General features: G+C 63.7%; 14 protein-coding genes. 6 read left to right on the top strand and 8 right to left on the bottom strand.

Annotated features, from left to right (window positions below; genetic code table 11):
• Positions 1–1,161 (top strand): RHS repeat-associated core domain-containing protein (locus tag ACK6AU_RS21890; RefSeq protein ID WP_409301337.1); only part of this gene is annotated, 1,161 nt, incomplete at its 5' end.
• 9 nt (positions 1,162–1,170) lie between these two features.
• Positions 1,171–1,782, top strand: coding sequence for an imm11 family protein (locus ACK6AU_RS21885; RefSeq protein WP_185696852.1), 612 nt, complete (start codon positions 1,171–1,173; stop codon positions 1,780–1,782).
• Positions 1,783–1,800: 18 nt separating this feature from the next.
• Here the strand turns inward: ACK6AU_RS21885 and ACK6AU_RS21880 are convergent, their stop codons facing one another.
• The 7 genes from ACK6AU_RS21880 to ACK6AU_RS21850 form a co-directional block, all read right to left on the bottom strand.
• Positions 1,801–2,064 carry a hypothetical protein gene (locus ACK6AU_RS21880; protein WP_409301335.1) on the bottom strand — a complete coding sequence of 88 codons (264 nt, stop codon included), beginning with the start codon at positions 2,062–2,064 and terminating at the stop codon, positions 1,801–1,803.
• Between the two features lie 157 nt (positions 2,065–2,221).
• Positions 2,222–2,656 (bottom strand): DcrB-related protein, encoded by a 435-nt coding sequence (locus tag ACK6AU_RS21875; RefSeq protein ID WP_185696850.1) that lies wholly within the window; start codon positions 2,654–2,656, stop codon positions 2,222–2,224.
• A gap of 133 nt (positions 2,657–2,789) precedes the next feature.
• A complete protein-coding gene (locus ACK6AU_RS21870; protein ID WP_409301333.1) occupies positions 2,790–2,963 on the bottom strand; it encodes a hypothetical protein in 174 nt (57 codons plus the stop codon).
• Positions 2,964–3,147: 184 nt separating this feature from the next.
• The gene (locus ACK6AU_RS21865) at positions 3,148–3,660 is read right to left on the bottom strand and encodes a hypothetical protein (RefSeq protein WP_409301331.1); all 513 of its coding nucleotides are present in this window, start codon (positions 3,658–3,660) and stop codon (positions 3,148–3,150) included.
• Positions 3,661–3,824: 164 nt separating this feature from the next.
• Positions 3,825–4,100, bottom strand: coding sequence for an HU family DNA-binding protein (locus ACK6AU_RS21860; protein WP_185696849.1), 276 nt, complete (start codon positions 4,098–4,100; stop codon positions 3,825–3,827).
• Between the two features lie 188 nt (positions 4,101–4,288).
• Complete coding sequence (locus tag ACK6AU_RS21855) at positions 4,289–5,437, bottom strand: FAD-dependent oxidoreductase (protein WP_185696848.1); 1,149 nt, start codon at positions 5,435–5,437, stop codon at positions 4,289–4,291.
• A gap of 40 nt (positions 5,438–5,477) precedes the next feature.
• On the bottom strand, positions 5,478–5,645 hold the full coding sequence (locus ACK6AU_RS21850) for a rubredoxin (RefSeq protein WP_185696847.1): 168 nt from the start codon (positions 5,643–5,645) through the stop codon (positions 5,478–5,480).
• A gap of 218 nt (positions 5,646–5,863) precedes the next feature.
• On the opposite strand from ACK6AU_RS21850, the gene ACK6AU_RS21845 reads away from it, so the two are divergent.
• A complete protein-coding gene (locus ACK6AU_RS21845; protein WP_185696846.1) occupies positions 5,864–6,427 on the top strand; it encodes a chorismate lyase in 564 nt (187 codons plus the stop codon).
• Positions 6,427–7,317, top strand: a complete 891-nt coding sequence (ubiA, locus tag ACK6AU_RS21840) for a 4-hydroxybenzoate octaprenyltransferase (RefSeq protein WP_185696845.1) — start codon at positions 6,427–6,429, stop codon at positions 7,315–7,317. The genes ACK6AU_RS21845 and ubiA overlap by 1 nt, the downstream gene beginning before the upstream one ends.
• A 176-nt stretch (positions 7,318–7,493) precedes the next feature.
• On the opposite strand, the gene ACK6AU_RS21835 is transcribed toward ubiA, so the two are convergent.
• The gene (locus tag ACK6AU_RS21835) at positions 7,494–7,874 is read right to left on the bottom strand and encodes a hypothetical protein (protein WP_185696844.1); all 381 of its coding nucleotides are present in this window, start codon (positions 7,872–7,874) and stop codon (positions 7,494–7,496) included.
• A 151-nt stretch (positions 7,875–8,025) separates the two neighbouring features.
• Between ACK6AU_RS21835 and phoB the strand changes: the two genes are divergently transcribed.
• Complete coding sequence (gene phoB, locus ACK6AU_RS21830) at positions 8,026–8,715, top strand: phosphate regulon transcriptional regulator PhoB (RefSeq protein WP_185696843.1); 690 nt, start codon at positions 8,026–8,028, stop codon at positions 8,713–8,715.
• A gap of 129 nt (positions 8,716–8,844) precedes the next feature.
• The gene (gene phoR / locus ACK6AU_RS21825; protein ID WP_221775082.1) at positions 8,845–10,137 is read left to right on the top strand and encodes a phosphate regulon sensor histidine kinase PhoR; all 1,293 of its coding nucleotides are present in this window, start codon (positions 8,845–8,847) and stop codon (positions 10,135–10,137) included.
• Positions 10,138–10,250 lie beyond the last annotated feature (113 nt).

Genomic DNA, 10,250 nt, shown 5'->3' with positions numbered 1-10,250 from the left:
ACCTTCAGCTACGACGCCGCGGCCAATCTGCTCGACGGGCCGCAGGTTGCGGGCGGGCGGGTGCAGCACAACAAGCCGCTGACCTTCCAGGACAAACGCTACCGCTACGACGGCTTCGGTCGGCTGATCGAAAAACGCAGCGGCAGCCGGGGTGTACAGCATTTCACTTATGACGCCGAACATCGCCTGATCGAAGTGCGCAACCAGAACGGCGCCGGCGATACCCTGGTGCGCATGCGCTACGACCCGTTCGGCCGGCGGATCGCCAAGAGCCTCTGCGACAGCCAGGGCCAACTGCTGGATGAAACCCGCTTCACCTGGGATGGCATGCAGCTGCTGCAAGAACACAACAGCCGCCATGACAGCCTGTACATCTATGTCCCGGACAGTGACGAGCCCCTGGCACGGGTCGATGGCCTGGGTGCCCGGCAGAAGCTCCGCTACTACCACAACGACTTGAGCGGGATGCCGGAGCAACTGACCGAAGCCGATGGCCACTGCATCTGGCAGGCCCGTTATCGGGTCTGGGGCAACACCCTTGAAGAAGTGCGTGAACCCTATTACATCGAAGAGCAGAACCTGCGGTTCCAGGGGCAATACCTGGATCGGGAAACCGGCCTGCACTACAACACCTTCCGCTTCTACGACCCGGACGTGGGACGCTTCACCACGCCGGACCCGATCTCCCTGGCCGGGGGCCTCAACCTCTACCTCTATGCCCCCAACCCCTTTGGCTGGATCGATCCCCTGGGCTGGAGCTGCGCCTCATCGATCAACCGCCGGATCAAGAGCCTCAAGAAACAGGGCTATCAGGACCACCACATCCTGAGTGACAAGCACCCTGCCACCAAGAATCACCCGTTGCTCAAGCTGGCCGGGTACGATCTGCAAAGCCGAAGGAATAAAATCTTCCTGCCGAACAAGAAGACCGCGGCGAAGGACCCTCGCCGGTCGATCCACGAAGGTCGTCATGCCGGCCGGGTCAGCGACAACCTGGCGGCGAAGATGACTCAGGTGGAACAGGTCGGCAAACGCAATAACTGGAACCAGACCCAATACCGCAAGGCCCTGGACAAAATTGTCTCCGACGAGCGCCAACTGCTGCGCTCAGGCCAGCGACAACTGAACAAGAACGCCCGGCCGGGAGCCTATTACGATTAGGAACAGAAGATGATCTTGAGCTGGAAACCACCGATCCAATACAACCCGAAACTGATCGGCTCCTACGACGTCGATAGCGGCGCCTATGAAACCCCTGGGTCGAGCTTCGACTACCTGGCCCTGCTCGCCGGGCAGCCGTACCCAGAGGCCATGGACAAGCCGCCGGTGTTTTTCCAGTGCAAGGCGAAGAAACTGCTGGAGCACGATTGCCTGTGGCTGTTGGGGGCCGTTCCCCTGGTTTCAGCTCGGCTGGCGGACTTTCTCACCCAGCATGCGGGAGCCGATATCCAGTTGATCCAGCCCCTGAGCCTCATTGCCGACGCCCAGGAAGTCAGCCAGCCATACTACATCGTCAATGCCATCAAGCTCGTCAATGCCGTAGACCACACGCGCTCCGAAGCGGAGCGGGACGACGACGGCACCCTGCTCTACTTCAACAAGACCTGGTTTCTTCAAGCCGCCCCGCAAATGGGCCAGATCGCCCGGGAGCCGGAGTCCGGGGATCTGCTGATCAGCGCGGCCCTGGCCGACAGCCTGATCGACGCGGGTTTCAAGGGCGACAAGGGGCTGGGGCTCTACAGCGCCGAACGACGTTTCGTACCCTACCGCAACAATGCCTGAAGCCCGGCAGATGCCGGGTCAGATCGCCGTACCGCGCTTCTTGCCCGGCTTGATGATCAGCAACTGGTCCAGCTCCTGCTTCCGGGCGCGGGTGACGAACTCCAGCGCGGCCTGCATATCCCTCTCGAACAACTCGAAAGTCGCCCGGTCGATGGCGTAGTACTCCTCGTAATCGACCACGCCGCTGCTGACCGGGAAGGAGAGGTAGTACTGACCGGAAATTTCTTCGACGCCCATCGAGAACAGCTCCTCACGGCTGACGAACAGAGCGCTGAACTTCATATTGCTCCCTGGAAGCTGAAAATCGTCCCATTCAAGTCGAACTCAAGAGCTCTGGCGCCGGTCAAGGCCTCGCTGGCCACTCACTGGAGCCTGGCCGACTCCCTCCGCGGGAGCGTGGCTGCCAGGCTATTCAGCGCGTACTCCGCAACCTTTGCAGTCAGGTCACCGACGGCTGCGGCTTGAGGCTCTGCATGGCCTGCTTCCAGGCGGGCTCGTGATGGGGCATATCGTTGACCGTGGTGGTCAGGGTAGTGATCAGTACCGCCGGCTTACGCTCGATGAACACCTGGCGCAGCATCAGCTCGCGGCCTTCACGCTTCCAGCTGTAGTCCAGCAGCACGGCGGCGTGGCCGTGCATGTCGAAGTCCCAGCGCTTGATCAGGCTGAAGCCTGGCAGTTGCTGTTCGGCACTGTCCAGCTGCCGGGCCACGTAGTCGCTGAAGGAGGCGTCGCCCTGGCTGGGATCGCGGCTGATGACGAAGCTGGCTTCCTGGGCACCCCCGACGGCAGGCAGCTTGAAGATATTGATGCTCTGGTCCTGCCAGGAGTCAGGGATATTCAGGTCGGCTTCTTGAAGACGGTAAGAGGACAAGGGCTGGCGTTCCATGCTGAAAAGGGAGGGTCGTTCTGCGGCAAATCTTCAAGCAATGCCCGGTAACAATCAAGGAACCCGTCGGCAACTTTGAGCGGACGCTTCATCTTCCGTGCCCATGCCCGGCCAGGGCTCAGCGCGCATCCAGGCAGGATGCATAGGCCTTGGCCAAGCGCCGATCGAACGCCAGGGCTCGAGGTTCCTCGGGATCGATGGCGACGTTCCACAAGGCTTGTCGCGCCACGTCATAACGGACCCAGCCGATGATCCCGCTACCGGAGGCTTCATGGAACAGCTGCAGGCTCAACTGCTGGCCATCATCCCGATCGACCAGCAGCTTGAGCTTGTCCGGGGTGGTGAAGTCACGGTAGGGCTAATCACTGCTACGCACCATCTCGGTGAGGTAGCCGTAGCAGCCCTGGCCGGAGCCGACTCATCGGCCTGGACGGAAAAAACGCTGCAAGCGATCAGCAGGCCAAGGCCGGCCAGGTTCAGGTGCCGCATGATTGCCCCTTGAGGGTCAGGGTCTGGACCTGATCGTTGATTTCGATGCGTGCCAGCACCTGGCGATCGTGGGACTCCTGGTACTCGCTGAAATTGTTGCGCTTGAGAATGTCCAGGGTGATCCGGATGCCCGCGCCCAGATTCTGGTACTCGCTACGTTCCGGGCTTTGCGCCGCGCCCGTGAGCTCCAGCAACTGGCCGCCGGTCTTGAGGTAGAGAAAACGCTGCGCTACCTCCACCAACAAGCGTGGGGCCTTGGGCGCCACGCTGTAGTCCTCGCGAGCCAGGGAATAACCGCAGATCCAGGAACCGGGATCGTCGTACTGCTGGCTGTGAAACCAGCCGAGGGCCTCGCGGTAGCCTACCTGCTCCAGGCGCGGCTGGCTGCCGGCCAGAGCCGAGGGCAGGGCCAGGGCCAGGAAACCGGCGACGCAGGCCGGGACGAACAGACCACCAAGCAGGGCGGTCGATAGCGCGCAATGGTTGATCGGGCGGGTCATCCTTGGCCTTGGGTCGCGACACAAACAGGCGGGCATCCTAGCCACGCCCACAGGCCTTCGCAAGCCAGGCCCGGGCTTGCGACAGGCAAAAAAAATAGGCACCCGATGCGCTCGGCATGCCTATTTCCCCCCTGTGCGCCCCCGCTGGCGAGAGCACCCAATGTTTATGGATTGACGCTGTCCTTCAGCGATTTGCCAGGCTTGAATGCCACGGTGTTGCTGGCCTTGATCTTCACCGGCTCGCCGGTCTGCGGGTTCTTGCCAGTGCGGGCGCCACGGTGGCGTTGCAGGAAGGTGCCAAAACCGACCAGGGTGACGCTGTCTTTGCGGTGCAGGGCCCCGGTGATTTCCTCGAGGATGGCGTTGAGCACGCGGTTGGCTTGATCTTTGGTCAGGTCCGCTTTTTCAGCAATGGCTGCGGCGAGTTCTGGTTTACGCATAGTGTGAAGCCTCTTTGACGGTTTTTTGTTGTTATGTCCGTGCTGTTCACGGGAACAGCCCCAAGGCGCCGCAGGCTCTACGCTGCGGCAGACGGGAGTGAGGATGGCACGCGCTGGAGAGTGGCGCCAGTCTCCCGGCGACCTTTGTGAGGGCAAAAACCCGGTTATTCCGACAGAACGACCGGTATTCAGGCCAGCAGCGCCGGAAGCTCCTTGTTCAGGGCCAGTTTTTCCATCACCGCGGCCCCGGTCAGGGCGTAACCCAGCAACTGGCCGCTGGCGTCGCGGCACAAGGCCCGAACATCGGCGCCCTGCCCCTCGGCGGTCCAGACGCCTTCCATGCCCCGGGGGGGTGGCGATACCACCAGCGGGCAGACCGGAGTCTTGACGGTGATCGGCATCGGGCCATAGCTGACCGCCGTCGGGTTGCCGGCCAGGGTCTGCGCCAGGGCCCGGGCGCAGCTCATCAGCGGCAACACGTACAGCAGGTTCAGGCCATCGACCTCGGCACAGTCGCCCAGCGCATAGATATTGGAGTGGGACGTCTTGAGCTCGCGGTCCACCACCACGCCGCGATTGACCATCAGCCCGGCAGCGGCGGCCAGGTCGATCCGCGGACGCAGGCCGATGGCCGAAACCACCAGGTCGCAGATGATCACCTGGCCATCGGACAGATGGGCCTCCAGGCCGTCGGCATTGCGTTGCAGGCGGTTGAGCACCGGGCCCAGGTGGAAGCGCGCGCCCAGGCTTTCCAGGCCGGCCTGGACCGCAGCAGCCGCGGCCGGAGGCAGCAGGGTTGGCATGACCTGTTCGCAAGGCGCCACCAGGTCCACCTCGTAGCCACCGACGATCAGGTCGTTGGCGAACTCGCAACCGATCAGGCCGGCCCCCAGCAGCAGCACCCGGCGCTTGCCGGCCGCGGCGGCACGAAAGCGCGCATAGTCCTCCAGGTCGTTGATCGGGAAGATCAGCTCGCCGGCATCGCCCTGCACCGGCACCCGCACGGTCTCGGCGCCCCAGGCCAGGACCAGGTCGCGATAGGCCACCGCCTCCTCGCCGATCCACAGGCGCTTGTGGCCCGGGTCGATGCCGCTGATCCGGGTATGGGTGCGCACCTCGGCCTTGAGCTGCTCGGCCATGGCGCCGGGCTCGGCCATGCTCAGGCCATCGGCATCCTTGTTCTTGCCGAAGCCGGTGGAGAGCATCGGCTTGGAGTAGGAACGACCATCATCGGCGGTGATCAGCAGCAACGGCGTGTCGCCGTCGAGCTTGCGAAATTCCCGCGCCAGGTTGTACCCCGCCAGGCCCGTCCCTACGATCACTACCGGTGCGCTCATTCCTTGCTCCTTGTTATTGGTCATTGTCTGCAAAAGTCGATCAAGCGATCTCGATCATTTCGAAGTCGGTCTTGCCCACGCCACAGTCCGGGCAGAGCCAGTCTTCAGGCACGTCCTCCCAACGGGTGCCCGGCGCGATACCGTCGTCCGGCCAACCTTCCGCTTCGTTGTAGATCAGGCCACAGACCACACACTGCCACTTCTTCATCGATGCATATCCTCGAGCATTCAGGCTTTGCCGGCGGGGCGGTCGATGGGTCGACTCTGGGAGGTCCCCACGCTGATCAGCTTCCGGCACTGGGGTTTTTTACTGGTCGCTACCGGCAGATGCAAGCACGTTCGTGCCGCCTGGCGTCCCCGGTCAATCAAAACCACCGGTGGCCGTGCTAAGCTCGCCGCCTCATTTGCTGCCAATAACGAACCACCGTGCCGCACTCAATGCCCCCCGCGCCGGCCCCGACCTGGCTGGTGCAAAGCCGTCTGTCCCCTGTTCCCGGCGCACTGGTCGCCAACTGGCTGTTCGACGAAGGATCGCTGACCCGACGCCTGACCCGCCTGTCCAACAATGGCTTCAGCGTCACGCCGCTGGTGGAACAATGGCAAACCCTGCGCAGCGACGAGTGCACGGCCCTGGGCCTGCCCGAGCACAGCCAGGGCTGGGTCCGCGAGGTGTACCTGCGCGGGCATGGCGAGGCCTGGGTATTCGCCCGCAGCGTGGCCGCCCGCAGCGCCCTCGAAGACGGCGGGCTGAACATCGACGAACTGGGCAGCCGGTCCCTGGGCGAGTTGCTGTTCTGCGACGAAGCCTTCACCCGCCAGCCCATCGAAGTCTGCCGCTATCCCCAGCCGTGGCTGCCCGCCCAGGTCGCTGCCGGCGACCTGTGGGGCCGGCGCTCGCGCTTCGATCGCGGGCCTCTTAGCCTGTTGGTGGCCGAGGTCTTCCTGCCCGGGCTGTGGCACGCCATAGAGACCCAATCGGAGGCTTGCTGATGTACCTGCGCCTGCTCCAATCCTTGAACCGCCTGCACCCGCGGACCTGGGACTTCCTGCAACTGACCCGCATGGACAAGCCCATCGGCATCTACCTGCTGCTGTGGCCGACCCTCAGCGCCCTGTGGATCGCGGCCAAGGGCGCGCCATCCCTGGGCCATGTGCTGATCTTCGGCCTCGGCGTGGTCCTGACCCGGGCCGGCGGTTGCGCGATCAACGACTTCGCCGACCGCAAGGTCGACGGCCAGGTCAAGCGCACCGACCAGCGTCCGCTGGCCACCGGCAAGGTCAGCGCCAAGGAGGCCCTGGTGTTGTTCGCGGTGCTCATGGGTACGGCCTTCCTGCTGGTGCTGTGCACCAACGCCACCACCGTCTGGTTGTCGTTCGGCGCCCTGGCCCTGGCCGCCTGCTACCCCTTCATGAAGCGCTACACCTATTACCCGCAGGTGGTGCTGGGGGCAGCTTATTCCTGGGGCATCCTGATGACCTTCACCGCCCAGGACGGCCAGCTGCCGGCCACGGCGTGGCTGCTGTACATCGCCAACCTGCTGTGGACGGTGGGCTACGACACCTACTACGCCATGACCGACCGCGACGACGACCTGAAGATCGGCGTGAAATCCACGGCGATCCTGTTCGCCGAGGCCGATCGGGTGATCATCCTTACCCTGCAGGGCCTGTCCCTGGCCTGCCTGCTGCTGGCGGGCGCGCGGTTCGACCTGGGGGGCTGGTTCCACCTGGGCCTGGCGGTGGCGGCGGCGTGCTTCGCCTGGGAATTCTGGTACACCCGGGATCGCGACCGGATGAAATGCTTCAAGGCCTTCTTGCACAACCACTGGGCGGGCATGGCGATCTTTATCGGCGTGGTGCTGGACTACGCCCTGCGCTAGGGCCGTACAGCCGCTGCCGAAGGCTCGGACCGCGTTCGGACGTGGGTTTGAAGGGACACAGCGGGCTTGAGGCCGCCAGAGGATCTAATAGAACTGCCAAGCAAGGCCCTGCGGGCCTTTGTGCAGCTTCGCAGGCTCAGCAGCGGCTACAGGACTTGTAGCCGCCATAGGTGGGATTACTGCTTGGCGACCTTCCAGGCACCGTCCATCTTGCCGTCGCCGGTCATGTCGCCGGCCTGCTTGTCCATCACGAAGCCGTACAGCGGCTTGCCGTCATAGGCCCACTGCATCTTGCCGTCGTCACGCTTGATCACCGTCCACTTGCCTTCGGCCTTGTCGCCAGCCTCGGCCATCAGCGGCGGCCAGTTGGCGGCGCACTTGTCGTTGCACATGGACTTGCCATCGCCATCCTTGGCGAAGGTGTAGAGGGTCATGCCCTTGTGATCCACCAGCATGCCGTCCTTGCTCATCGCCGGCTCGGCGGCCAGGGCCAGGGTCGGCAGGGCCAGGGCGGCGCCCACCAGCAGGACTTTCAGGGAGTGCTTGAACACAGTCATGGAAACCTTCTTTTGTGGTTGTCAGGAATCGGACCCCAAGCTTAGTCGAGGAAGCTGCACCTCGCTCCGCGACCTGAAATACTGTCACACGACTGCAATAATTCCGTTATCTAATGCGGCGCAAGACAGTTGAATGACAAGAGGTTCAAGCATGGTTGGCAGAAGCATTCTGATCGTTGACGACGAAGCGCCCATCCGCGAGATGATCGCCGTTGCGTTGGAAATGGCCGGCTATGACTGCATGGAGGCAGAGAACTCCCAGCAGGCGCATGCCATCATCGTCGACCGCAAGCCGGACCTGATCCTGCTGGACTGGATGCTCCCCGGAACCTCCGGCATCGAGCTGGCGCGCCGCCTCAAGCGTGACGAGCTGACCGGCGACATCCCGATCATCATGCTCACCGCCAAGGGCGAAGAGGACAACAAGATCCAGGGCCTGGAGGTCGGCGCCGACGACTACATCACCAAGCCGTTCTCCCCACGCGAACTGGTGGCCCGGCTCAAGGCCGTGCTGCGCCGCGCCGGCCCCTCCGACGGCGAGGCCCCCATCGAAGTCGGCGGCCTGCTGCTGGACCCCATCAGCCACCGGGTGACCATCGACGGCAAGGCGGCGGAAATGGGCCCCACCGAATACCGCCTGCTGCAGTTCTTCATGACCCACCAGGAACGCGCCTACACTCGTGGCCAGCTGCTGGACCAGGTCTGGGGCGGCAACGTGTACGTCGAGGAGCGCACCGTGGACGTGCATATCCGCCGGCTGCGCAAGGCACTGGGGGATGCCTACGAAAATCTGGTACAAACCGTGCGCGGCACCGGGTATCGCTTTTCAACCAAAGGTTGAAAGCAGTTGCAAGCTGCCAGCGGCAAGTAGGAACCCATCTGCTTTGACTTGAAGCTTGCAGCTTGAAACTTTTCACCGTCCGAAGGACCGATTGTGAATCAAAACTGGCATGGCACCCTGATTCGCCACATGTTGCTGTTGCTCACCGGCTGCCTGCTGGTGGGGCTGGCCAGCGGCTACTATGGCTGGAGCCTGGCCGCCGGCCTGGGGATCTACCTGGCCTGGACCCTCAAGCAGCTGTTGCGCCTGCACGAATGGCTGCGACTGCACCAGCCCGACGAAGCACCACCCGACGGCTACGGCCTGTGGGGCGAGGTGTTCGACAGCATCTACCACCTGCAACGCCGCGACCAGCGGGTCCGGGGGCGCCTGCAAGCGGTGATCGACCGCGTCCAGGAGTCCACCGCGGCGCTCAAGGACGCGGTGATCATGCTCGACAGCGACGGCAACCTGGAATGGTGGAACCGTGCCGCCGAGACCCTGCTGGGCCTCAAGACGCCCCAGGACAGCGGCCAGCCGGTGACCAACCTGGTGCGTCATCCGCGCTTCAAGGAATACTTCGAGCAGGACAACTACGCCGAGCCGCTGGAGATCCCCTCCCCGGCCAGCGACCGCGTGCGCATCCAGCTGTACATCACCCGCTACGGCAACAACGAGCACCTGATGCTGGTGCGCGACGTGACGCGCATCCACCAACTGGAACAGATGCGCAAGGATTTCATCGCCAACGTGTCCCACGAGCTGCGCACGCCGCTGACGGTGATCTGCGGCTACCTGGAGACCCTGCTGGACAACGTCGACGAGGTGAATCCACGCTGGAACCGCGCCCTGCAGCAGATGCAGCAGCAAGGCGGGCGCATGCAGACCCTGCTCAACGACCTGCTGTTGCTGGCCAAGCTGGAGGCCACCGACTACCCCTCGGACAACCATCCGGTGCCCATCGACGCGCTGCTGCAATCGATCAAGAGCGACGCCCAGGCGCTGTCCGGCGAACGCAACCAGCACATCACCCTGGAAGCCGACGCCTCGGTACTGCTCAAGGGCAGCGAGGCCGAACTGCGCAGCGCCTTCTCCAACCTGGTGTTCAACGCGGTGAAGTACACCCCGGCCGAAGGCAACATCCGCATCCGCTGGTGGGGCGACGAACAGGGTGCGCACCTGAGCGTGCAGGATTCCGGGATAGGCATCGACAGCAAGCACCTGCCGCGCCTGACCGAACGCTTCTACCGGGTCGACTCCAGCCGCAACTCCAATACCGGCGGCACCGGCCTGGGCCTGGCCATCGTCAAGCATGTGCTGCTGCGCCATCGCGCCCGCCTGGAAATCAGCAGCGTGCCGGGCCATGGCAGCACCTTCACCTGCCACTTCGCCCCGGCCCAGGTGAAGAAAAACCGCATCGCCAGCCTTACCGACCAGCGTTGACAGCGGCCTGCCCCTAGGCAACCGCCCTGTCAGCCGCTACATTGCGTAGCTTGTGCCTGCCGTCCAGGTACCGTGTCACCCTCTTTTCGAATACATGGAATCCGCAAAACCCC

Source organism: Pseudomonas sp. KCJK8993 (assembly GCF_046230915.1).
GTDB lineage: Bacteria > Pseudomonadota > Gammaproteobacteria > Pseudomonadales > Pseudomonadaceae > Aquipseudomonas > Aquipseudomonas piscis.
The sequence above is the reverse complement of the archived record's forward strand: the minus strand, read 5'-3'. Positions and strand labels throughout refer to the sequence as shown.